Origin of the sequence: Paenibacillus thiaminolyticus, assembly GCF_003591545.1 — a bacterium.
GTDB lineage: Bacteria > Bacillota > Bacilli > Paenibacillales > Paenibacillaceae > Paenibacillus_B > Paenibacillus_B thiaminolyticus_A.
Window position 1 is genome coordinate 261,967 of the sequence record NZ_QYZD01000004.1, and the last position, 22,233, is coordinate 284,199.

General features: G+C 44.8%; 23 protein-coding genes and 1 pseudogene. 5 read left to right on the plus strand and 19 right to left on the minus strand.

What is annotated here, in order from left to right; all coding sequences use genetic code 11:
- Nucleotides 1-11 precede the first annotated feature (11 nt).
- Genes DQX05_RS07560 through DQX05_RS07570 form a run of 3 tightly spaced genes read right to left on the minus strand, consistent with a single transcriptional unit; the run spans nucleotide 12 to nucleotide 4,229 of the window.
- Nucleotides 12-1,640 carry an ATP-binding cassette domain-containing protein gene (locus DQX05_RS07560; protein WP_119792316.1) on the minus strand — a complete coding sequence of 543 codons (1,629 nt, stop codon included), beginning with the start codon at nucleotides 1,638-1,640 and terminating at the stop codon, nucleotides 12-14.
- Nucleotides 1,640-2,629, minus strand: a complete 990-nt coding sequence (locus DQX05_RS07565; RefSeq protein WP_119792318.1) for an ABC transporter permease — start codon at nucleotides 2,627-2,629, stop codon at nucleotides 1,640-1,642. Before DQX05_RS07565 ends, DQX05_RS07560 begins: the two co-directional genes overlap by 1 nt.
- Nucleotides 2,613-4,229: an ABC transporter substrate-binding protein gene (locus DQX05_RS07570; protein ID WP_119792320.1), complete on the minus strand. Its 1,617-nt coding sequence runs from the start codon at nucleotides 4,227-4,229 to the stop codon at nucleotides 2,613-2,615. The genes DQX05_RS07565 and DQX05_RS07570 overlap by 17 nt, the downstream gene beginning before the upstream one ends.
- 260 nt (nucleotides 4,230-4,489) lie before the next feature.
- Between DQX05_RS07570 and DQX05_RS07575 the strand changes: the two genes are divergently transcribed.
- Nucleotides 4,490-5,395, plus strand: a complete 906-nt coding sequence (locus tag DQX05_RS07575) for a LysR family transcriptional regulator (protein ID WP_119792321.1) — start codon at nucleotides 4,490-4,492, stop codon at nucleotides 5,393-5,395.
- A 46-nt stretch (nucleotides 5,396-5,441) separates the two neighbouring features.
- Entirely contained in the window at nucleotides 5,442-5,966 is a 525-nt protein-coding gene (locus tag DQX05_RS07580) for a hypothetical protein (RefSeq protein WP_119792323.1), read from the plus strand.
- Nucleotides 5,967-6,324: 358 nt separating this feature from the next.
- Here the strand turns inward: DQX05_RS07580 and DQX05_RS07585 are convergent, their stop codons facing one another.
- The 7 genes and pseudogenes from DQX05_RS07585 to DQX05_RS07610 all read right to left on the minus strand — a co-directional run bounded on the left by DQX05_RS07585 (nucleotide 6,325) and on the right by DQX05_RS07610 (nucleotide 10,190).
- Entirely contained in the window at nucleotides 6,325-6,624 is a 300-nt protein-coding gene (locus DQX05_RS07585; protein WP_259391846.1) for a YciI family protein, read from the minus strand.
- A 198-nt stretch (nucleotides 6,625-6,822) separates the two neighbouring features.
- Nucleotides 6,823-7,392 carry an alpha/beta hydrolase gene (locus tag DQX05_RS31840; RefSeq protein ID WP_259391847.1) on the minus strand — a complete coding sequence of 190 codons (570 nt, stop codon included), beginning with the start codon at nucleotides 7,390-7,392 and terminating at the stop codon, nucleotides 6,823-6,825.
- Nucleotides 7,389-8,027 carry an alpha/beta hydrolase gene (locus DQX05_RS31845; protein WP_259391848.1) on the minus strand — a complete coding sequence of 213 codons (639 nt, stop codon included), beginning with the start codon at nucleotides 8,025-8,027 and terminating at the stop codon, nucleotides 7,389-7,391. Before DQX05_RS31845 ends, DQX05_RS31840 begins: the two co-directional genes overlap by 4 nt.
- A gap of 234 nt (nucleotides 8,028-8,261) precedes the next feature.
- Nucleotides 8,262-8,717 carry a DUF3021 family protein gene (locus tag DQX05_RS07595; RefSeq protein WP_119792327.1) on the minus strand — a complete coding sequence of 152 codons (456 nt, stop codon included), beginning with the start codon at nucleotides 8,715-8,717 and terminating at the stop codon, nucleotides 8,262-8,264.
- 12 nt (nucleotides 8,718-8,729) lie between these two features.
- Nucleotides 8,730-9,167 (minus strand): LytTR family DNA-binding domain-containing protein, encoded by a 438-nt coding sequence (locus DQX05_RS07600; protein ID WP_119792329.1) that lies wholly within the window; start codon nucleotides 9,165-9,167, stop codon nucleotides 8,730-8,732.
- A 178-nt stretch (nucleotides 9,168-9,345) separates the two neighbouring features.
- Nucleotides 9,346-9,623: pseudogene (locus tag DQX05_RS31850) on the minus strand (ABC transporter permease); the annotation flags it as partial.
- 6 nt (nucleotides 9,624-9,629) lie between these two features.
- Complete coding sequence (locus DQX05_RS07610) at nucleotides 9,630-10,190, minus strand: DJ-1/PfpI family protein (protein WP_119792331.1); 561 nt, start codon at nucleotides 10,188-10,190, stop codon at nucleotides 9,630-9,632.
- 155 nt (nucleotides 10,191-10,345) lie between these two features.
- On the opposite strand from DQX05_RS07610, the gene DQX05_RS07615 reads away from it, so the two are divergent.
- A complete protein-coding gene (locus DQX05_RS07615) occupies nucleotides 10,346-10,756 on the plus strand; it encodes a winged helix-turn-helix transcriptional regulator (protein WP_119792333.1) in 411 nt (136 codons plus the stop codon).
- 218 nt (nucleotides 10,757-10,974) lie between these two features.
- On the opposite strand, the gene DQX05_RS07625 is transcribed toward DQX05_RS07615, so the two are convergent.
- Genes DQX05_RS07625 through DQX05_RS07645 form a run of 5 tightly spaced genes read right to left on the minus strand, consistent with a single transcriptional unit; the run spans nucleotide 10,975 to nucleotide 15,429 of the window.
- Nucleotides 10,975-12,147, minus strand: coding sequence for a cysteine desulfurase family protein (locus DQX05_RS07625; protein ID WP_119792334.1), 1,173 nt, complete (start codon nucleotides 12,145-12,147; stop codon nucleotides 10,975-10,977).
- 53 nt (nucleotides 12,148-12,200) lie between these two features.
- The gene (locus DQX05_RS07630) at nucleotides 12,201-14,018 is read right to left on the minus strand and encodes an ABC transporter ATP-binding protein (RefSeq protein WP_119792336.1); all 1,818 of its coding nucleotides are present in this window, start codon (nucleotides 14,016-14,018) and stop codon (nucleotides 12,201-12,203) included.
- A gap of 44 nt (nucleotides 14,019-14,062) precedes the next feature.
- The gene (locus tag DQX05_RS07635; RefSeq protein ID WP_119792338.1) at nucleotides 14,063-14,467 is read right to left on the minus strand and encodes a hypothetical protein; all 405 of its coding nucleotides are present in this window, start codon (nucleotides 14,465-14,467) and stop codon (nucleotides 14,063-14,065) included.
- Entirely contained in the window at nucleotides 14,464-14,943 is a 480-nt protein-coding gene (locus DQX05_RS07640; protein ID WP_119792340.1) for a TlpA family protein disulfide reductase, read from the minus strand. The genes DQX05_RS07635 and DQX05_RS07640 overlap by 4 nt, the downstream gene beginning before the upstream one ends.
- Before the next feature lie 33 nt (nucleotides 14,944-14,976).
- On the minus strand, nucleotides 14,977-15,429 hold the full coding sequence (locus DQX05_RS07645) for a TlpA family protein disulfide reductase (protein ID WP_147385164.1): 453 nt from the start codon (nucleotides 15,427-15,429) through the stop codon (nucleotides 14,977-14,979).
- Nucleotides 15,430-16,067: 638 nt separating this feature from the next.
- Here DQX05_RS07645 and DQX05_RS07650 point away from each other — a divergent pair.
- Together DQX05_RS07650 and DQX05_RS07655 are read left to right on the plus strand one after the other, a co-directional pair.
- A complete protein-coding gene (locus DQX05_RS07650) occupies nucleotides 16,068-16,820 on the plus strand; it encodes a LytR/AlgR family response regulator transcription factor (RefSeq protein ID WP_182914661.1) in 753 nt (250 codons plus the stop codon).
- A complete protein-coding gene (locus DQX05_RS07655; RefSeq protein WP_182914662.1) occupies nucleotides 16,756-18,090 on the plus strand; it encodes a sensor histidine kinase in 1,335 nt (444 codons plus the stop codon). Before DQX05_RS07650 ends, DQX05_RS07655 begins: the two co-directional genes overlap by 65 nt.
- Nucleotides 18,091-18,666: 576 nt before the next feature.
- Here the strand turns inward: DQX05_RS07655 and DQX05_RS07665 are convergent.
- The 4 genes from DQX05_RS07665 to DQX05_RS07680 form a co-directional block, all read right to left on the minus strand.
- Nucleotides 18,667-19,173 (minus strand): DinB family protein, encoded by a 507-nt coding sequence (locus tag DQX05_RS07665; RefSeq protein WP_119792347.1) that lies wholly within the window; start codon nucleotides 19,171-19,173, stop codon nucleotides 18,667-18,669.
- A 660-nt stretch (nucleotides 19,174-19,833) separates the two neighbouring features.
- Nucleotides 19,834-20,565: a DUF695 domain-containing protein gene (locus DQX05_RS07670; RefSeq protein WP_119792349.1), complete on the minus strand. Its 732-nt coding sequence runs from the start codon at nucleotides 20,563-20,565 to the stop codon at nucleotides 19,834-19,836.
- Between the two features lie 120 nt (nucleotides 20,566-20,685).
- Nucleotides 20,686-21,060: a hypothetical protein gene (locus tag DQX05_RS07675; protein WP_119792351.1), complete on the minus strand. Its 375-nt coding sequence runs from the start codon at nucleotides 21,058-21,060 to the stop codon at nucleotides 20,686-20,688.
- Nucleotides 21,061-21,258: 198 nt separating this feature from the next.
- The gene (locus tag DQX05_RS07680) at nucleotides 21,259-22,125 is read right to left on the minus strand and encodes an alpha/beta hydrolase (protein ID WP_119792352.1); all 867 of its coding nucleotides are present in this window, start codon (nucleotides 22,123-22,125) and stop codon (nucleotides 21,259-21,261) included.
- Nucleotides 22,126-22,233 lie beyond the last annotated feature (108 nt).

Below are 22,233 nucleotides of genomic sequence, written 5' to 3' on the forward strand. Positions count from 1 at the left end.
CTTTTTAGATCTCACCTCATCGATGGTATAAATGTCTGCAGCTCGCGGCTATAGCTCGTGGCAGGCTCATGCATCCACTTCTCCACAGACGCATGCTCCAGCAGTTGGCCTTCCTTGATAATCATCACATCATCCGCTGCACAAAGTGCTGCCGGCACATCATGGGTGATGAGCAGCAGGGTCATCCCATGCGCTCTCACTTTTTCGATGAGCAAGCGGAAGATTTCCCGCTTGACGAGCGGGTCAAGCGCGCTTGTCGGCTCATCCGCAATCAGCAGGGCTGGCTTATTGATAAGCGCCAGCGCGATCAGGGCGCGCCCCAGCATGCCTCCGCTTAATTCATGCGGATAGCTGTCCAGCAGCCGCTCCGGAAGCTGCACTTCCCGCAACGCCTGCTCCGCGGCCAGCCGCTTCCCGGCAACATCAGCCTTGGATATGCCCCTCCCCTTCATGGCCTCCATGAATTGCTGCCCAACGGTCAACAGCGGATGAAAGCTAAGTCGCGGATCCTGCGCAATGAATGCGGCGTCGACCCAACGATTCATCCCCTGCTCAGCCTCTCCGCCGCTGCGAATATATACCGATCCGCTCATTGCCTCATCCGGCAGCAAGCCGTATATCGCCCGCGCCAGCGTCGTTTTGCCTGAGCCTGATTCGCCAATAATAGCCGTAATGCTTCCCGCTGCAACGGCAAAAGACATCGGCTGCAATATCGTGCGCCCCTGATGCACTACGCTTAGATCGTGAACCTCAACTGCGGGTTCATCTGGTTCAGCAGCACGTGAAGGCCGCTGCTCGGCACGCCGAGGCTTCACCTTGCTGCTGGGGCGGAAGGAACGACGCCAGCTGCTTCCCTGTTGATGTTCACCTTCACTAACCAAGGCCAGCCCGATCGTAACCAGCAGGAGCGCCAGCATGGGCGGTACAATCGTCCACTGCCAGGCCGCCGTCATCCAGGTCTCGTTGTGATGGAACGCTTGCTCCAGCATTTTCCCCCATGTCGGTTGGTTCGGATCGCCAAGACCAAGGAAAGACAAGCTCGCCTCCATCGTTACGGCCTGACGGAACGACAGAATGAACTTCGTTCGCAACAATGGAACGATAAAGGGCATCAGGTGCTTTCGTAATATATAGAACGGTGTTCCATGGAACACCTGGGACGCTTTCACAAATTCACGCTCACGCAGCGACAACACGGAGGCTCGGATAAGCCGCATATATCCAGGCCAAGTAAGCAGGCCTAGCGTAATAATCAGCTGCCAGACACCACCTGCCGTAAAGGCGGCTGCCAGAAGCACCAGCAGCAAAGAAGGCAGCACGAGCAGAACGTTCGCCAATCCATTGATCAGCGGATCAAGTCTTCTGACATACCCTGCCACAAGTCCAAGCACGCCGCTGAGTGCGGTGCTCAGCAGGGCAACACCCAGCCCGATGAGAAGGGTCGCACGCGCCCCGTAGCTTAACTGGCTGAAGACATCCTGCCCCAGCGCATTCGTGCCGAGCCAATTCGCGCTTGATGGAGCGAGCAGTCGATCATGATCAAAGGCAAAGGGGTCTGCATTTGTAAGCAGTGGCCCGGCAAGAGCCAGTACGACAAAACAGGCGATAATCACGCTGCCTGCCATTTTGGTTGGATTCATCATGCTCCCCCTTTTCCGAGTTGGATGCGAGGGTCTAGCCGTGGATATACCCGATCTGCAATCATGTTCAGCAGCAATACAAATACCGTCATCAACACGAAAAGTCCGTGCAGCAGCGGGTAATCCCGCGCCAGGATCGCTTCCTGCAGCAACTTGCCGATGCCTGGGTATGAAAATACCGTCTCAACGAGTACCGATCCCGCCAGCAGCCCGCCAAGGCGGACCACAATTAGTGTTAGAACCGGAAGAATGGCGCTGCGCAGGACATGTCTAACCAACATCGTCCCCCTGGCCACACCTTTGGCCAAGGCGAATTCAATAAACGGCTCGCGCAGCACCCGAATCGCTTCATTGCGCATAAGTAAATAAATGCTGGCCATATTCGCCACCGTTAAAGTCACGATCGGCAGAACCGCATGCCAAGACACGTCAAGCACATAATCCCACCAGCCGTTAGCCGCATAAAACGGCGTCTCCGCGCCGCCAAGAGGGAACCAATCCCACTTTACGGAAAGCCCGAGCACCAGCAGCATCCCTGTCAAAAATTCCGGGATCGTGCTGACACTGATCATGGCAATGAACCAGCCGCGGTCCTGATTTCCCGTATGCCGCCATGCCGATACCAATCCGGCCGCGATGCCGATGATAATGGATAGTACGGTGGCAGCGCCGACGATAAACAGCGTCCATGGAAGCCGGATCATAATCACTTCATAGACCGGCATTTTATAGGTGAATGACTGCCCGAAATCGAAGGTGATGATCCCCTTGACATAGTTCACAAGCTGCATCCATGCCGGTTCATCAAGACGATAATAGTCCATCATTGCTGCCTTTTGCGCATCCGAAATAAAAACGGGGCCGTCTTCCCCACCCTCTAAAAAATCAACTGGCCCCCCCGGCAGCAACCGGGGGAGGACAAAATTTAAGAGCAGTACAAATAACAGCACAACCAAATAGGTGACCGTGTTCTTACTTCTTCTTCGCATCGATAAATGCCGCCTTGTTGTCCCATAGCGGTATTCCGTCGGCTATACCGCCATACGTGTTGAACCAACGGTCGAACTCGGCTTCCTTATACAAGAAATAAAATGGACGATGATATAAGACTAGCGTCGGCAATTCCTCTGACAAAATCAGTTGCATCTCGCCTACAATCTGCTTGCGTGCTGCCGAATCCAGCTCTTGCAGCTGCTCTTCGGCTAACTGCTGGAATTGCGGATGGTCAAATGTGCTGCCTCTCGCCGCAAACGCATTGCTTGCTTTCCCCAAAAACCACAGCCGCAGGAAATCAGGATCTCCGCTTAATCCGATATGCCCCGTCAAGGCCATATCGTACTTGTTCTCCCCCATGGCGGAGGTGAACGTCGCTCCATCCACCTGTTGAATGTTCAATTCAATGCCAACCTTTTTCAGCATCTCCTTCATCATTTGCGCTTCTTTGGATGTCGAGGAGACGATCACGCTTAGCTTCAGATCTTGCCGTACGCCGGTGCCGTCTTTGCGGTAACCAAGCTCGTCCAGCATTTGTTCCGCTTTGGCCGTGTTGTACTCATAGGTCTTCACCTTATCGTTATACCAAGGGGAATCCGGCGGTATAATTCCGCCGCTGCCCGGAATCGGCGTCCCGCCCGCTATTTTGCTGGCCATTTCCGCACGATCAAGCGCATAGGCCAATGCTTGGCGCAATCGTTTATCTTTTAATTGCGGATGATCAAGGTTGAATACAATGCGTACCGCGCTGCCAGTCGGTTCGCTCTTCATCATCTGGAAGCCTTCCTTCTGAAGCTGCTCCGCTTCCTGATAGCTTAACGTCGATGCCGCATTGATTTCATTTTTTTGCAGGGACAGCACTTTATTCTTCACATCTATGTAAGCAACATCCTTGACATTAACGCTTCCCTTGAAATAGCTCTCATTGGCGGTGAACCAATATTGCCCCGACTTCTCATCATACTGCTTCAGCGTGAACGGACCTGTGCCGACCAAGGCTGACGGATCGCGATAAGCAAGCGGATCGCTTACTTTTTCCCATACATGCTTCGGAATAATCGGCACGATCCCTACCAGATCCGTTAGAAACGGAGCATACTTGTTGTTCAATTGAAACTCAACCGTTCCGTCCCCCGGGCTGGTCACGGATTTGATCTGGCTTAGGTCGCCTGTCCAGGGAAACGGGTGTGTCTTGAAGTATTCAAATGTGAACACGACATCCTTGGCGGACAAGGCCGTTCCGTCATGCCATTTCACATCCCGCTCCAGCGTGAACGTATAACGCAATCCATCTTCAGACACCTTCCACGAAGCAGCGAGCCATGGAATGATCCCCGTATCGTCTTTCCAGGTTAACGTGTCGAACAGGAAGCTGTTCCGCAAATACCCGCCCGGGCCTGACGGCTTGAAGGCAAACGGCGATGGATAGCCGCTGTCCTGCCATCCGATGCGAATGGAAGGCTGCTGCGCTGCCGAAGAGATCGGTGATGTCTCTGCAGCTTCTGTCGCTGAAGATGTATTCTCTGAACGACATCCCGCGAGCAACAGGAACGCCGTTACCAAAATGATGAAATATGATGCTGTGCGAAAACGCATGAAACTAACACTCCTTTTCTCGATTCTAGCTGTAACGTACAAAATTTAAGATAAATTAATTGAGAATGAAAATCAATATCATAAAAAGAGGGTGTCATATGAAATCATCCCGATTTTACCTGGTTGGTCTCACTTTCATACTATTATTTAATCGATGTATTAAAAAACACGATAGGCATCATAATTCAATTGATATTGATTCTCAATCTCATTTATAGTATACTCACTACGATTCCCATCCCCCTTAGGAGGCTCCGCTCGTGAAGGTTCTAGATAAAATGGAAACGTTTCTCGCGTTGGCTGAATGCGGGTCTTTTTCCGAAACGGCAAAGCGGCTCTTCTGCTCTCAACCGACGGTGACGAATCACATTCAACAGCTGGAAGAGAAATTCGAGGCGACCCTGTTCATCCGTTCGGGGAAATCGGTTCGGCTGACGGCTCAGGGGGAAATTTTGCATCAATACGCGAAGAAAATGATCGCTCTGTTCGAGGAGGCTTCGCTGAACATCAAAAACGCGGGGCTAGCGAATCCGGTCCTCTCGTTGTATGCAAGCAACTACTTGGGGGTATACATACTGCCGGATATGTTAGCACAGTTTTACCATCGCTTTCCGCAGCAGCGCTTTGAGCTCCATACCCATTGTTATAGAGATCTGATCGGCCTTCTTATGGAGGAAAAAATCAATATGACCTTCCTGCCTATTTATGAGGAAGACAAGTATGTTCAGGATCAATTTGACTCCTTTACACTGTTCAAGGATGAGTTTGTGCTCGTGCTTCCGCCGGATCACGCTTGGGCGGAGCGCAAAATTCTCTACGCTCGCGATATCGCTCGTATACCGCTGCTGCTTCCGCAAAATAGCTATTTGCAGGACTGCATATTATCTCCGATCCGTTCGTTGGGGATAGAACCTGACACGATTCACATGAGCAGCTTTGAAGTAATCAAGAAGTCGATTAAGGCTGGACTGGGCGCTGCCTTTATCCCCTACTATGCCGTGCGTGGATTGCTGGGTACAGGTGAACTCGTAACGAAGCCCGTGTTCGGTTTGCGAATCGAGCGAAATAACGGATTTGTGCGGCGGAAGAACACTCCGCTTACACACATCGAAAATGATTTTTGCGAGTATGTTCAGGGCGTATTCCGTTCTGCCAGCAACGTGTAATCAATTACTGCGCCCCTGCGGGAGGGTGCATCCGGGAGGTTAACTTATGTCTGTTATTCATATTAGGGACAACAAGGAAATCATCGAAGTCCGCTTTGAAGATATTAAGAAATATCATGGAGCACTGGCTCTTATGGCTATCGCTGTCGCTTTTCGCGTTCAGCAGGCTGCCATCCATGAACTATTCGGCACAGAGCCGCCGCAGCGGGGCTCGCTCCGCATTCTCTCCGGGCATGCGGGCCCTGGCTTCCGCGATGCATTCGAATTCGTGACTCGCGCCGTTACGCGCGGGGCGTACACGGTGGATGTCCAATACCCGGTCGCGCAATACGACCCGCATCGCGATCAATCCTACGCCTTTGTCATCTCGACGATAGATGGGGCAGCCGTTGAAGTGGCGTTGAAGGAGGACTTCCTTCCGCTTGAATTCTACGACTTCTTGGCCAAAGGCCGCAATCAAGCAATGACGGTTAAGGATATCGCACGCTTTGACAAGCTGAAGCTGGAGCTCTCGAAGCAGGCGTTGGCTATGCCACAGGATGAGCTGCTCAATGTGAAGCGGATCTCGTAATTGCGGCGGACCTATTGGCACGGGAACCCGCCTGCGTTGGGAATTGGAGGGCAAGGGGGAACGATACGTTCGCTCCCCCTTCCATACCGTATCGATCACCCAGTAAAACAAATGATCGGGAAATGAGAATCATGAAATTCACAAATCATTGCATCGACTTCATGTTTAGAAAAGTGCTTACTTGAGCTTTCACCATTGCTTATTCCATGATGGACAACGTGATAGTAGCGAAAGTTTAAATGCTCCCTAAATTTCTCTATTACGTTACCCCTTAAAAAAATAGGACCTATCACCGCGAGTGCTCCTCTTATTTTATTTCATACTAGAAATACTAGAAAAACCTCTATAAGATTATCATTTATTCATTCCAATCATATATTCCTAATTCCTTTTGTTTTTCATGCTTATAGTCGATATAGCCTTGATCATAATTAGATTTATTTCCTTCATATTTACTGAAAACAGTACTCCATTCCTTTACCTGATAAGTAAACACTCCACTTTTCACGGCGGGATCATTTGCGGCTAATTCAATTGCTCTTTCTTCACTTTCTACATCCAAGACGACTGCCCCTCCTGCACCATCAGCAAATGGACCGCCAAGCAACACATTCCCTTGATCGGAGATCTTCTGTACATAGACGGCATGTTCAGGCACAGATGGTTGATCATGCAATGAAACCCAGTCTAGCCACTTTGGTCCCCTTGAGATAAAGGACAATAAAATTCCAACAAGGGCAAACCTGCCTATTATGCGTGGTGGGAAAGTTTACCCACCCTCGTGTAAATGATAAAAATGCTTTACTACGTCCTTCCATAGATGACGCCAGGCATTGCTTGTAACCTCACTTTGCCGTCAATAGGTCCCCGCAGAAGTGAAGCGGCCTTTCCCCTTGAGATAGCAATCGAAAAACTCCAGTATGATTCGGTTCATCGTGTCAATAGCGTAGTAGGAATCAATCTCTGCCCTGCCGCCCTGCAGCATATTGGCAAGCATCGGTGAAAAGAGTGCCAGATCGGTAAGACTCATATGCTTGGCACCTTGAAAATAAACGGTATAAACTACTGTGCCATGTTCATCAATTGCTTTGTTCTCCGCATACGTCGAATTGCTATTGAGCTGCACCCAGACACTATCAGAATACATATTAAGCAGCGGTGTCGTGTAAGGTTGGCCGCTAGCCGCAAAATCGTCGGTCTCCCGATTGTAGACAAGCTCGCTGAACAGCGGGGCATCAATATTTACAACGGCGCCTATATCCTCCCGCTCCCTGCCGAGCCACACACTCGCTGCACCGCCCATGGAGTGGCCGAATACACCTATTTTTTCGGTATTCACCAATTGATACACGTTGCCACTGCCGGTTTTGGCTTTTTCCAGAACCGTATCGATTACAAAGTTCATATCATCCGTGCGCAGCTTCATCCATTTTTGAATAAGCCCGTAGGTTTCCTCAACCGTGACACGCCCTTGTTCGAATTGTTGACTTCCTGCATATATTCCGAATTGACGAGAGCAACGGTTCCGTCGACGGATGCCGTATAAAAGGAATGATAAGGATGATCAATCGAACACACCACATAGCCGTGGCTTGCAAGCTCCGTATAGGTAGAGGCGTTGCTTCCATTGATGCCGTAGGCTCCATGCGAGAATACCACAAGCGGGTAGGTTCCGTCTGCATTGTCGGGATACCAAAACCCAACATTGACGACTCGGTTTTCTCCCGTGCCGGTAAACTGTTCAATGCGGTTTTTGTCCATATAGGTGTAAGATACGCTTGCGACTTGATACTCCCCCGTAACTTGCGGCAATGCATACTGCGGGAATACGAGGGCGGGACTTGCAGCCATTGCGATGAGCACAAGCATAGCGAAAGCATTTTTGACCATGCGGCCGCATCTGTATTGTTGCCGCTCCTCCTTGCTTCGCATCAGCGCCCGCACGCCAAGCACCGCCCAGACAAGCAGCAGCAGGCCAATCCCCATCCAGCGGAAGCTCCACTCAATGACCGAAGCCAGCGTGAACATAACGAATACGGCAAACGCCCCGATTCTCATCATGCCTCTGACTTTATTCTGATTCGACTTTGTGCCAATGCAATATAGAGCAAATGCTGCCTCAAAAACGGCTGCAATAACCAATAGAAGGATCCCCATAATCCAAGCCCCTTAGCTTATCTAGTGCAGCATCAGCATACACAACCCTGTGCACAGCGTAAATATGCATTGCGGTATGCTGCATGATGAGCCGGGTAAGCGGTAAAAAAGACGAGGTAAGCTGCTTGCCTCCCCGTCTTATGGTTCATGTTCTTTTCTAAGTTGCTGCAGTTGTTCATTGATTTCCTTTGCGACTCGTCGGTCATTGTTCCATCCAAGGACACGAACCAGCAGGTATATGATGGCAACTTGTAATGCAAGTATAGTGGCTCCGGCTGCTCCCGTAACCCAGCCCATTCTATTCGTGAAAATAAGCAGCACGGCTTCTACGATAACAAAATGGATAAGGATTCGCACACGCATTCCCTTTTCACTTATTGTGGAGGGAAAATAGAAGATAAGACTTGGCAAAACGCCAGCCAATGCACACATCATGATTGCGTATATATGACGGAGACCGAGCGAGAACTCCGAAGCATCCAGGTCGTTCATCACGGCATATTGCTGATTAAGCAGGGAGACACAAATAACAATGCCTGCAAAAATGAGCAAGTAATCTCTTGCAAGTCTTTTTACCATCTCTGAAAAATTCATTTTCTCCCCTCCCTATATTCCTAGCATCGTTTTAAGAATCGGTACATATTGACGCGACACCATAACCGTTTCCCCATTATCCATTCTTGCCTCGAACCTCCCGCTAAGTGACGGTTTGATGTACGAAATTTTGGCGATATTGATAATGCTAGATTTGGAGGCGCGGAAAAATTTCTTTCCCTCACATAATTGTTCGAGCTCGTATAGCTTCTGTTTCGCTTCAAAGACCTTATCCCGGCAATACATAAACACCTTGTTATCCACCGCTTCAAAATAGTACACATCGCTAAGCTTGATTTGGTGAATCGCATCTTCATGAAAGCCCATTAGCACCTTATTTTTCGCTTTAATCCGGCGCACAAGGCCCAAAATTTCCTCATTGACCTCATGACATCGAATGATGATTTCTTCTGCCTCTTGGGTATTGATTTCTTCGATTGATATCTTCATCGCTTCTTATACCACCGCCTGCTTATATACTCCGACTATCCATTCATATCCCTCTCTATTAGGTTATGTCAAGCGCTAATCGCAACAAAAACGGCCCTGACTTCAACGTCAGGGCCCGTTTATACCAACCTATATACTCTCCTGCTTTATTGCATCAATAATGTTCTCCTTTTTTACCGCTGTATTCCTGTACATCATCAAGGGATGCAATGGATTGAAGCAACCGATCGTCTATTCTTTTTTCATTGCCGTACGACATTTGAAGATCATAATTGACACCATCCTGTGAGAGTTTCAAGATTCTTTCAAGCTGGCGGTGAAAAAGGAGACGACAAGAAACAGAACGATACTAATAGCGAGTGAAAATACAATCGCGTTGTATCTTCGTTTGTTTCTTTTTATGTTTTTCAATCCTATCTCCGCTTCGCTTCCGAAGAGCTGGCGAATGAACTTTGATTAGATTTAGGCCAAAGCATTGACCTGCTTCACGAATTCTCTCATCAGCTGCGGCAAGTCGTTCCATGCATGGCCGGAAATCAGGTTGCGCTCCACATGGAACCGGGTCTCTACGTACTTCGCCCCCGCCGCTTCCACTTCCGGACGGCAAGCGAAGTAGGCCGTCATCTCCCGCCCTTTGATCTCTTCGGCGATCACGGTCAGCGCCACGCTGGCATGGCATAGGATCATGACGGGTTTGTCCTTCTGGAAGAAATGGCGGACAATCCGCGGGAAATCTTTATGCAGGCGAATATGCTCCGGTGCCCGTCCGCCCGGGATAATCAGGGCATCATACTGCTCGGGATCGATCTGCTCAAATGAAGCATGGGCTTCCAACTGGTAGCCCTGCTTTTCCGTAAACGTCTGCCAGTCTTCAAAATCGTGGACGACGGTATGCAGCACTTTCGTATCCGTCGGCGAAGCGATGGTGGCTTCGAATCCTTCCTCCAAGCAACGATAATAGGGATAGTATGCTTCCAATGCTTCGACCGCATCACCGGTCAGAATCAGTACTTTTTTAGACATTGTCGTGTCACTCCTTTACAATATAAGAAGAAAGATGTTCGATCAACGCCATTATAGCCCGTATCGCGAGAAGCGGGAAGAATGCACTTTTTTGTACGGTGGTTACGAAAAGGGTACTATTGGCTAAGAACAACGAAGAGGTGAACATTTACCCGATGTCCGACATACGAAAAGAAATCAAGGAAAAGCTCAAAAACGGTGATTTTACCTGTTCCAAGGAACTGACCCTCTCCATGTTCAGCGGCAAGTGGAAGGTGGTCATCCTGTGGCATCTCGGGGTGGAAGGACCGCATCGCTTCAGCGAGCTGCAGCGCCTGTTCCCCAAAATTACGCACAAAATGCTGACGAGCCAACTGAAAGAACTGATGGAGGACGGTATTGTCCACCGAGAAGTGTACCCGGAGGTGCCGCCCCGCGTGGAGTACTCGATGACCGAGCTGGGGATGACCCTGCTGCCGATCATTCAGATGATGTACGATTGGGGCGAAAAGCGGATCTCCCAACTGAAATTGGAAATGGGAGAAGCCGGCTCGGAGGAATGCTCTACCACGTGCGACAAAGGATAGCGCCATGAGGCCCTGAGCGAAGCCGTCCGGGACAACCCGGTCTGCAGCGAACCCGAACCGTTCGAAAAAACCGCGGCTGTATTGCGTCGTCTCAATCCTCACAAGGGAGTATTGGTAAACAACATCCCCGCTATGGAAGATTTCAGTGTCTCCGATTCGTATTAAAGAGGAACCCCAGGCGCATATTGATTATACCGAGTTCGAACCCCACTTCTCCCCTATAGCAAGGTGAGCATTTTTCCCTTTGACGCTGTAAAATCGCTCATTTTTACAATTGAACTTATTAGATATTCCATCTCGGGACGTGTAACCTCTTCATGGATACTAATCCTTACGCTGCTTGATGCAATGTCAGAATCATTAGTTGCAGCCATTAATACACGGCTTATCTTGTCGCCCTTAGATGCACAAGCGGATTGCGAGGATGCAATAATACCTTGCTTCCCGAGAATACTTATGGTTACAGCCGATGGTATTCCAGGAAATGAGAAGTTCAAAATATGAGGCGCGCACTTAGAAGCTTGAGGACTATTAATAAAGATATTAGGAATCGTTAAAAGCTTTGATCGCAATAAGAAGTGAAGACTGTTCAACTGTCTTTTTCTCTCCTCTATCTCCAAAACCGCGATTTTAATTGCTTCAGCCAAAGCGGCTATACTAGGTACATTAAGCGTGCCTGACCGTAATCCAAACTCCTGATTTCCGCCATAAAATAGAGGCACTATATCTACCTTATTTTTGATGATTAAAGCGCCGACTCCCTTTGGACCTCCAATTTTATGACCTGATAATGTATATAAGTCTATATGGTCTAAATGTAAGTCTGCCTTCCCCAACCCTTGCACACCATCAACATGAAAATAAATATCTTCACGCTTATTTTTTAACATCGTTCCGATTTCATGAACGGGTTGTATTGCTCCGGTTTCATTATTAATATGCATAATGCTAATGAGTGCAGTATTGTCTTTGATTGCTCTCTCGATATCCGACACATCGACGATCCCATTGGAGTCAACCGGAATATAGGTGACCTCGATGCCTTCTTGTTCTAACTGTTGGCAGCAGTTGTAAACGGACGGGTGTTCGATGTGAGATGTAATGACGTGAACAGGCTTCGATGTCTTTTTTTGCATGGCCCGGCAAACTCCAAATAGCGCCAGATTGTTGCTTTCTGTAGCTCCTGATGTAAAAATAACCTCCTCCATATTCACGTTTAATAAATCCGCTATTTTTTGCCTGCAATCTTCGACAAGTTGACTTGCTTCCAGTCCCGTCTCATGAACGGAGGATGGATTAGCAAATACATTCCTGGAAGTCTCCACTAGCACTTGACTCACTCCGGGATGGAGCGGAGCAGACGCGCAATAATCAAAATATATTTTTTCCATACTTCTACCTCCATCTTCGTAGTCATCATCGCATAGCGGAAGAACGCGCACAGTCAAATTGCGGTTGCTGCGGTACGATAACCGGATGACTGTTTTTCGAACATCTCCGCGTAGCATCCTCCCTCGATCATTAATTCCTGATGAGTCCCGGACTCTACGATCATACCGTTTTCCAGTACAAAGATACGATCTGCCAAACGGCAACCGCTAAGTCGGTGAGAAATAAAAATGGCGATTTTATCTTCTGTAATGGTCATCATTTTCTCAAAGATATGAGATTCGGCTATAGGGTCTAACGCAGAAGTCGGTTCATCCAAGATGACGATCTGCGACTCTCTCAAAAATGCGCGGCTAATCGCGATTCGTTGCCATTGTCCGCCAGATATATCTTGCCCTCCTGCAAATACGGACCCTAATTCGGTGTCATACTTATGAGGGAGTTGATCGATGAAGAAGTCAATATCCGCTTTGGAAGCAGCTTCTTCCAGCACGGCGTCATCATTCATTTTACTCAGGTTGCCGAAACCTACATTTTCTCTGACGGTTAAGTTGTAGCGAACAAAATCTTGGAAAACGGCCGTCATATTTTCGTATAATAAGGTTCTATCCAAGTCGTTAATATCAATGCCATCAAAAAAGATAGTACCGTCGGGAACGGGGTATAAGCCGAGTAAACACTTGATCAAGGTGCTTTTTCCAGCTCCATTGTATCCAACGATGGCAACCTTTTCATTAGGCCGTATGGTACAACTAATATTGTTCAATGTCGGGTGGTTATGCCCCGGATAAGAAAATGATAAATTTCTTATCTCAATTCCAATCGACAATTTTTCCGGGAATTTTTGTCCTCTATTGATTCCTTCTTCTTCGGGCAGATCAAGAAATGTATACAGTCTTTTGGCAATAAGGGAATCCTCATACATTCTAGAAAAACGAGCTGCTATCGTTTTGATCATTCCATATGAAGTTGAGATCGCTATAGTTAATGCAACATATTCCCCCATGCTCAATTTTCCTGTGGAAGAGATATGAATCAGTAGGGCGGATGCGATGAATACGGACAGCACTCCTATGCTATCAAAGCTGAAACCCATGATCCCCGCCTTTTTCTCTAAATTGTATTTTTCATTCGCATTCTTCCAGTAGATGGATACCCACTTCTCTATAAGATATTTGTTTGTTTGATATAGTTTCATTTCTTTTATCGAATCTTTTGCTTTGAATAGATGTGTGATATAAAATGCTTTACGGGAGTTGGGGGATTGTAATAGCATTTGTCCATACCTTTGTTCGCTGACTCTAAGATTTAAAATAATATTGGGAACAGCAAGGACAATGACGGATAGAGATAAAATCCAGCTATACTGAAACAAAGTTATCATGTAGCCTATAATTGTAATCGAATACATACAGATCGTACCGAATGAGATCATTATTTGAAGTCCCCTATCTCCAGCGCCATTCGTTTGCGCCAGAAGATCATAGGAATGAGGGTTCTCGTAATGTATGAGGGACAGCTTCTCCGTCTTCTCCAGCACTAATTTTTCGAAAAAGAAACTGATTTTAAAATTCATTTTTTTTTGCAGCAACTGTTCGAACAAGAGCATGGTAGCTGCCACAATCCTAGTTCCCCCCTCGATGGCTAGCCAGGCAATCACGATCCATAACGCCGTGTTCCCTTCAAGCAACTGCTGGATGTTATTGATTGATTTCGCAGTTACAAAAACTTGCAAAAGCGGAATTGCAGACTGAATGAGCAATACAAAGACAAGCATTGCCATTAAACCCGGAAATACCTTTATCGTGACAGGTATGATTCGGCGAAGTATAAAAAGAACAGTATCTGCTTTTTTTTCTTTTTGTCTTCTCATTGGACATGTTTCCTCTGCAACTGTTATTTTCAAAAGGCGAATTACTATTCCAGACGGTTTCTTACAGCTATATATAAAGGGTATGTGAAAATCTCTTTGTTTTCCGAGGATAACTTTATTTTGTAGTTACCCTCCATATTTACCAGAAAGCGAATACCCATCGAAAAATCGATTCCAGGCGTCATCAGGTCATCACGCATATTTGGCATAAGGTTTTTCTCCGTCATTAACATCACTTCATCTGCTGGATTCATTACGATAATCCATATGATTGCCTCGTCCATACCGAAGAACAATAACTTCCCCCATATATCAACAAGCGCAATCGACGGCAAAGCGTCTACATGTAATGAAGTCAGGACATTATCAATGCCATGAGTTTTACGTTCGTAATCAAAATGAACCTTCTGAGCTGCCAAAATGATTCCCTCTACATCAGGCTGTCTCATGACGAACCACCAGCTTCAGCCGTCGTAAGCGGCTTCAATAAACTCAAGCTTTTGAGCAATCGCATAAGCTCGGCTTCATTTTGAACATTATGCGCTGCTATAACGACAGAATTCGAATCCAAAACATAAATAAAAGGCGTTAAATAGACGCGGTATTTCATCGCTAATTCTTCTTTTGTACAGGAAATAAGCGTAAACTTATACCCAAAGTGATCCGCGATTTCCATATTTTCTTCATGACTTGCGTCTGTAAATAGAATAAACTCCCCTGAAAAGAGCTCACTCATTTTGTTCAAGTGCGGCAATAAATCGACGCAATCCAAACAATACAGAGAAATGAAACAAAACAAAAAGCGTTCCTCCCCCTCCAAAACAATAGGTTCAGACGGAAAAAGATCGCCAACGGAATAGTTCTGTAGGAGTTCATCCCTGTCTCCCGCTTTTGCTCTGAAAATTCTATCCAGTTTGCTGTGCATACGATATCCTCCCTCCAACTCATAATATTTACTTTATTTTATAATTAAGCTCTTTACAGGATAAATTATTTTCTCAAACCACTCCAGATTGTCAAATGCATAAGAGCCCACAATTTGACCGTAAGCATTCAAACTTAGCCCCCAAGGCACACCCTGGAAATAAGATCGAATGAGCTTATCGGACACGAGGAATACATTCAGTTTGTCCTCAAAAAGCTCTTTTACTTCCAGAAAACTTTCAGTATCCGTATTGATCAACATAACGATATTCGCGTTCGGTGTCTTATTCACGAACTCATATACAACCTCCAAAGCTTTCCGGCAAGGAGGGCAAGTGGTAGAAAGAACGACAACGATAAGATAATTCGTAATATAGTCGTAGATATTTGTCTTTTCGTCCACGGAGAACGAAGGCAAATAATCACCAAGATCCGGTACATTGCGATGCTCTCTCTTCATGAATTTATGATGAGTTTGCGTTTTCATGATTTCCCTCATATTATCCCCCATGAATTAGACGGGTATAATAGCCGAGCCACGACGGCTCTGGCTATTATACCCATAATTTGTTTACCTAACATAGCGGCCGATTAACAACAGTCAAGAAACTTCGTATGGGAATAATAATCAGTATAAACTCCAGAACTGTTTTGACAGCGAAGGTAAATGTGTTTTATTAAACTGTGCTCACCTTTACTGCGATCGCCAGTTTGACACGCTGAGCCAGTACAGTGTGTTGCACTTTCTTCATTCCCGATAGGCCAGTAACCTGAAGGACATTGAGCCATTTTTTTCACCTCCTTCCCTTATTGTGAGATATCTATTCAATTCTTGACCATTCATATATTGAATGCCAAGAAGAGAATATAAGGTTCTTGGAGTAGGTGTATGTTGCTAGACCCAATATAACATATTCAGATCCAATGTTGAATAATATTGGACTAATTGTATATTTAAGGGCGTGAATTGCAACTTCGTGTAAGGTTTTACACCGTTTTTAATGTTTTTTCGCCATGGAAGACTATTTTTCTATAATTGATATAAGGACAAGTTGTCGAATAGAAATATATTGGTATAATGTAATTATAAGGGTGTTTAATAAAAATAAGGAGGAGAAATTCGCCTTGTTCAAAGTAGCAGTCTGTGATGATTCAATAAAAGAGCATCAGCAATTACAAACGTTTTTTTCTCAGCTTTCTGTTGGTACATCCTACAAGTTCGAAATAAATTACTTTTCCTCAGGAGAAGCATTATTACAGCATTATAAAGAGCATGGCCGATATACATTTCATGTTTTGCTGCTGGATGTGGAGATGGAAGGAATAGATGGAATCGAGACAGCGAGGAAAATCCGTTCATTGCCGGATCGAGAGGTGCAAATCATTTATACGACTCATTATCCGCAGTATATGATCGACAGCTTTCATGTACAACCCTTCCACTACATGATCAAACCTGTTGAATATGAGCAATTTCAAGTGATAATGGGTAGATTATGTGACTATATTAATGCCGCCATTCTTCAATATGTAATTGTCAAGACGGATGCGGGTGAAATCGTATTGCGAGCCTCTGAAATCATTGCGATTGAAAAGATTGATAAAAGACACGTGGAAGTGATCACAATGGAACGACGCTTCACCACGGTGTGCACATTGGCTGAGTTTGCGAGCAAACTAAATGCTTTTTTTTATCAAATTTATCGTTCGATCATTATTAATCTAGAGTATGTACACAAATTCACTTCCGATACCGTGTTCATGTGCAATAAGGAGTCATTTCCGCTGGGGCGTTCCTATAAGAAAGGGATTCATGAAGCATATACCCGGTACAGAGTTACCCAATTTAACGGTCGAGGGCAACTTTATGCCTTTTGAACTTTTCCTAGCAATAACTTTTTTGGAACTATATTCGCTTTACCGATACTTTACAATTCTGTTTTACGCCCCAGATAGAAAAAACTGGATCACCGGACTTGCTTATACAGTAGCTGGAGGGATTATATTCTTTTCATCTGTGTCATTTTTGCCGGTTCTCATCACAGGATTATTATTATTTTCAATTTTTCTCCTTATCTCCCTCCTCTACTCAGCGCCAATGAAGTACCGAGTTTTGTTCTCTTTCTTATATCTTCTCCTGGGATTTATCGCGGAATGGCTGTCGTATCAGCTTATCTTGTTTTTTCAAGGACTGGAAAACACGATCGACTTAACTATATCAGAAACCCGGTTTTTACTCTTGGCTGCTTCTTCCTTAATGATGTTGTATTTCATCATCATACTGCAGTTGATCAAGTGTAGAAGATACGCTTGTCAGTTGGAAAAGGCCAGTTATTTTGCCGTCCTATGCGTAATTTTGTTCAACTTTATCATACTAAAGACAACTTTTTTCTATGCTCATCGTAATTGGCTATACCCATTTTCCGTTATAGGCATTATCGGAATTAATTTTCTTATCGTCTTTCTATTTAATCGTCTGATGGAAAAAAAACGGTTGGGAGATGAAAGCCGGCGACTGCTAAAGCAAATAGAGTATCATCGCAGTAACGGTGAAAAAACGGCTCATTCCTTCAAAAGCATGAAACGCATCCTACATGATACCAAAAAACATGTAGTATTCATCCGTGCTTGCATTCAGGAGCAGCGGGACGAGGAAGCCATCGCTCATCTCAATCAGATGTTGGAACACATGAATTCCGCCTATTTACGTGTTACAACAGGTAACCTTGTTATAGACGCTCTAGTCAGCCATTCGCTTCAAATCGCATATGATAGCAGTATAACGATGAAATACGACATACGAATTGACGCATCAGATATTTTTCTGGACCGGTATGATTTATGTATCGTACTAGGGAATGTGCTGGACAATGCAATTGAAGCCGCCCAGCTTGTTTCTCAAAAGGAAGACAGGTTTATCCACTTGAATATATCCTCGAACTCGCAAGCCTTATTCATACAAGTCATAAATGCACGACGAGGGCAAAACCGCTTTTTGGAACGCACATGTAAAGACAATCCTCACTTGCATGGAATCGGGTTGAGCAACATCCAGCGAGTAGCCAAAAAATACGGCGGATATCTCCAAACGAGGCCAGGAAATAGACGATTTGATACTATCGTCGTACTTCCATTTATAAAAGATTAGTCCTAGTAACCCAAAACATCCCCCTTTATGTTGCCATGCGGGGTACAAGTCTGGCAATGTTCAGCATAAAGGCGGGATGTTGCGGTCGCTCCCGCCCGATGAATTGGTGTTAACCCATCACCTAATCCCAATCCATGAAAGGCTCAATCTCCAGCTTCTCTTTACGGCACTCCGGACAAGCAAAACCGTTGCTTCCGGGTACAGTTCTTCCAATGGATCAGACGTCAGCGGCTCCGCGCACCGGGGGCAGACATGAGGCAGTTCAAACTGATCGGTATCCGAGTGAATCTTCAAGTACCCGATACCTAAAAAACATATTACTGTGATACGCGCAATGCCCGCATGTTAACTTATAAGCTATTCCCATATGGTTTCCCGCTTTCACCGCCAGCTTGAGCGATTGATTCAGTTGACGAATGACCTCAAATGCAGGCTCTAACGTGTCCTCGATTCCATCGATAAATAGATCGATGTGGAACTTCAACGACGTCCTTTCGAACCGAGGGCGAAGCCCACGGCGTAGATACGCAGTGCTACCGGATGTATCCGCCTTCATCGAGTATTCAATTGCCTTACTTAAATTCCATCTTTAATTTCAATAATTTGTTTAATATGTCTTTGTTCATGCAAGTATAGTGATTTAACCCATTCAATTAATGACATCTCTTTAAAAACCGGGTGTACAAAATGTCTTCTGCTTAGCAGTGATGGGTCTTCTACCGTGTTTAATACTTCGTTTAACTTCTCTCTTGAATGATTTAGTTTTTCAATTATTTCTTTGACTTCTAATATTTCATCGTCCGGTTTAGCAATGTCAGGAGCCTCTATCTTATTGCTTCTATCTATTAAAAATTCCAATTGTGGTTTATTCTCGATAAACGAATCTTCTGTACTCTTTAATCCTTTCTTTATTGCCATGACATATAATTCTTCTGTCTTGATTAAGTGTTGACATACCTGGCTTATAGTCCAACTGTTTGGTTCTTTACGCTTGCTTAATTGATCTCCATTCAATGCATTAACAATTCCAAGTAATTCATCTCTTGTTTCTTTTAATTTTTGATTGATTTCTTTAAGCCCCATTCATGGACATCTCCCTTTCTTTTATTTTTTGCGGATATTTTCGATAACGTTTCTTTGGTTCACGACGCCTCTCCTCATCATCACGTATGACTATCATTCTGAAAACATTGAATGGGTCCCCGCCATCGGTCTTCTTCTACATGCTTTTTTCTATGTACTTCCCCTTCGTTATTCATCACTTACTCTCTTCCAAAACTGATGGGCTTGTATATTTGTTTCTGTTTGTCTAATCTCCCATGCACCAGGAAATCTGTCAAAAAGGTAGACCGCTGCCTGCTTACCATAATTCCTTCTTTTGAACTTCCGCATAATAAAGGAAATCACTAATGACATTTGTCTTATTGGCTGTACTCAATTTAACATATTCTTTGGGAACACCTGTTAGTACAAAGATGAAACCTTCTATTTACGATTCATCGTTAGCTTCAAGTTCGTACTGAAGTTTTTTCTGAACATCCATGGAGTATCCCGCCTATTCATTTTTTTCGGGTATTACATACAATGTTTTGTATTCACGACGCGACCCGGCCTTAGATAGCTCCTATCTTAAGCCGGATCGTGTGTTGTCTGACCTTCTTCCATGCTTATACATCTGACCACCTTGGGGCGAAAGCCCCGCAGTTGAAAACGGTGTTAGGCAAAGCGGCCTCTTCCTCCAATCTACTTTACTACCATGGTTTCCCATCCATCATATTCACCATTACATTCTTCTGCTAAATCAACAAGGATATCCGTAACTTCATTTATCGAATGGAAGTCGACGTAATCAGAACGATAGATTTGAGAATACATTCTTTCGTCATGAGAAGGATCTGATTCGATATTGAATCCCAAAAGTATAACCTTAGCATCAAAATTCTCTTTATCTTTAATAGATTGAAAATAGATCCAGTGTTCTACCTTTCTCGGATTTTCTAACGTATCCCCTGACTCTCGTAACTGATCGAGAACTGTTCTATTCCCCATATGTTGAATTTGATATTTGTTGGGGTAAAGGAACGCAAAATAAAAATCCCAAGGATTTTCTTCTTCGATATTATGAACCTCAATCTCATATCCATGTTCAAAGAAATACTTTTCTGCTACTTTTTCTAGCTCGTACGGTTTAGAAAAATAATAAAATACATCCCGTAACCCATCAGTAGTTATCCTGCCAACATTAAATCCAAAACCTAACATCTCATTATTGATTTTGTTTTCTAGGTCGTTGATTAAATCAGCCTCTTCATTAATAGGAGTACCGCTTTCTCCAGGGTTCTTAATTGGTATTCTTAAAGCCATTGGATGAGGATACTCAGATTTCTCAATCTCCTTCCAGATATCCATATCCAATACAATTGATGAAAACTTACCTTCAATCTCACAAAAATAAATGTCCCAATGATCAGACATATCGATCTATACCTCCTCAGGAAATTCGCCTAATGTTCTTGTATCTACAAACCCGAGAGGCTTAAGGCGCTCCGCGCCTGGTCCGACGGCCTTAGCCTGGCAGGGTTGTGAGCAGCCGATTCAGCTTCTCTGCCTACCCCATCTTGCGAACCAAGGGCGTAGATACTGTGTTATATGAAGTTCTGGGCTTCTCTGAATCAGCCTTCTAATTTGTTGCCTACTGCTCTTCTTTCTGTAACTACTTTCATCGTATAGATTATCGAACATCTGTAAACTTACATCTAACTCAACCATATTAAAGTAATAAACATTCTTGAAGAGCAATTCGTATCCAATAAACTCATCATCATCTGATTCTGTGCATAATAGTCCATTTATCTCACCAATTAATTTAACTTCATTCTTTTGATAATTGAATTGAATATCATCAAGGAAGATCGCGTCTCTTCCATGAATTTCACCTAATTTGGTTTTTATAGCTTTGATTTTTTCCATCTCTTTAATACCTCTCAGATTTATGATATCAGAATTTTGTATCTGCGAACCCGAGAGGCTAAGTCGCTCCGCGCCGGGTCCGACGGCCTTGGACTTGCAGGGTTGTGAGCTGACTACTCCGTTGCGAACCAAGGGTCGAATGCCCACAGCGCAGATATCGTGTTATGTGTGTTCACTGACGTGCGGTAGTTCTTCGACTCATTTGCACAAATAAGTTTTTAGGAACTCCAAGACGTCATGAAAGGCTCTTTGCACAGCTGGATCTTTAAAATTACGATCGAAAACGTGATCCGCACCTTCCATTGTAATGAGTTTAGAGTAAACTCCCTTTCCCTTGAGCTTCTCATGCATAATGACAGATTGCTCATAGGGAACATCCGTATCTTGATCTCCATGAAGAAATAATGTGGGTGGATAGTCTACCGAAACATTATTTATTGGATTGAATTGGGTTAGTTTATCTACATCATTCATACGATCCATTCCTGTTACTTCTTGAATCCAGACTCCTTGTTGGCGGCAATAAAGATAAAACTCAAATCTATTCCACTTACCAGCGGTTACTTCTTCATCACCTATTTGCTTTATTGCTGATGCTCTAGTAATCATCGGTTTCTTGCAGTAAAACTCACTAGGCTGAGCATACCACTCACCTAGAATATCTCCATATCCATAGAATGAGACAATGGCTTTAGGTTTTATATCCATTGTTCCCGTTAATAAACTCAGGTAGCCGCCTGCGGAACTACCCATTACCGCCATATTATCGATGTCAAAATCATACCATTCTGTTGCTTTTGTTCTAACCCAATCTATTGCATCTCTAATATCTTCTATAATACATTCAAACTCTGTTTCTGGTGCCAGCCGGTAATCAATATTAACCACACTAAACCCAGACCGCTTAAAAAACTCGATTTGTTCTGAGGAAAGCATTTCTCTGCTGCCGAAAATCAATGCTCCTCCATGAATGTACAAAATGACCGGCGAATTCGCGCCTTGGTAATATATATCTGCATATATTGAACAGTTATTAACTTGTTTATATATTCTTGTTTCTTTCATTGCTTTATCTCCTTTGCGCTTTAACGTATTTCTTCCTTGATTATACATCTGACAACCAATGGGCGGTAGCCAAGACTGCCATCAAGTCGAAAACGGGCTTATCGTTTC

Excerpts from the sequence above, each read along its gene's own strand:
- DQX05_RS07615 (WP_119792333.1), top strand. The coding sequence starts at position 10,346 with ATGTCCGACATACGAAAAGAAATCAAGGAAAAGCTCAAAAACGGTGAT.
- DQX05_RS07635 (WP_119792338.1), bottom strand. The coding sequence starts at position 14,467 with ATGAGACAGCCTGATGTAGAGGGAATCATTTTGGCAGCTCAGAAGGTT.
- DQX05_RS07610 (WP_119792331.1), bottom strand. The coding sequence starts at position 10,190 with ATGTCTAAAAAAGTACTGATTCTGACCGGTGATGCGGTCGAAGCATTG.
- DQX05_RS07645 (WP_147385164.1), bottom strand. The coding sequence starts at position 15,429 with ATGAAAACGCAAACTCATCATAAATTCATGAAGAGAGAGCATCGCAAT.
- DQX05_RS07625 (WP_119792334.1), bottom strand. The coding sequence starts at position 12,147 with ATGGAAAAAATATATTTTGATTATTGCGCGTCTGCTCCGCTCCATCCC.
- DQX05_RS07670 (WP_119792349.1), bottom strand. The coding sequence starts at position 20,565 with ATGTCTGATCATTGGGACATTTATTTTTGTGAGATTGAAGGTAAGTTT.
- DQX05_RS07580 (WP_119792323.1), top strand. The coding sequence starts at position 5,442 with ATGTCTGTTATTCATATTAGGGACAACAAGGAAATCATCGAAGTCCGC.
- DQX05_RS31840 (WP_259391847.1), bottom strand. The coding sequence starts at position 7,392 with ATGAAGCTGCGCACGGATGATATGAACTTTGTAATCGATACGGTTCTG.
- DQX05_RS07655 (WP_182914662.1), top strand. The coding sequence starts at position 16,756 with ATGAAGCATATACCCGGTACAGAGTTACCCAATTTAACGGTCGAGGGC.
- DQX05_RS07640 (WP_119792340.1), bottom strand. The coding sequence starts at position 14,943 with ATGCACAGCAAACTGGATAGAATTTTCAGAGCAAAAGCGGGAGACAGG.
- DQX05_RS07565 (WP_119792318.1), bottom strand. The coding sequence starts at position 2,629 with ATGCGAAGAAGAAGTAAGAACACGGTCACCTATTTGGTTGTGCTGTTA.
- DQX05_RS07665 (WP_119792347.1), bottom strand. The coding sequence starts at position 19,173 with ATGGGGCTTAAAGAAATCAATCAAAAATTAAAAGAAACAAGAGATGAA.
- DQX05_RS07595 (WP_119792327.1), bottom strand. The coding sequence starts at position 8,717 with ATGAATTTTTCAGAGATGGTAAAAAGACTTGCAAGAGATTACTTGCTC.
- DQX05_RS07570 (WP_119792320.1), bottom strand. The coding sequence starts at position 4,229 with ATGCGTTTTCGCACAGCATCATATTTCATCATTTTGGTAACGGCGTTC.
- DQX05_RS07675 (WP_119792351.1), bottom strand. The coding sequence starts at position 21,060 with ATGGAAAAAATCAAAGCTATAAAAACCAAATTAGGTGAAATTCATGGA.
- DQX05_RS07560 (WP_119792316.1), bottom strand. The coding sequence starts at position 1,640 with ATGAATCCAACCAAAATGGCAGGCAGCGTGATTATCGCCTGTTTTGTC.
- DQX05_RS31845 (WP_259391848.1), bottom strand. The coding sequence starts at position 8,027 with ATGATGAGAATCGGGGCGTTTGCCGTATTCGTTATGTTCACGCTGGCT.
- DQX05_RS07680 (WP_119792352.1), bottom strand. The coding sequence starts at position 22,125 with ATGAAAGAAACAAGAATATATAAACAAGTTAATAACTGTTCAATATAT.
- DQX05_RS07600 (WP_119792329.1), bottom strand. The coding sequence starts at position 9,167 with ATGAAGATATCAATCGAAGAAATCAATACCCAAGAGGCAGAAGAAATC.
- DQX05_RS07630 (WP_119792336.1), bottom strand. The coding sequence starts at position 14,018 with ATGAGAAGACAAAAAGAAAAAAAAGCAGATACTGTTCTTTTTATACTT.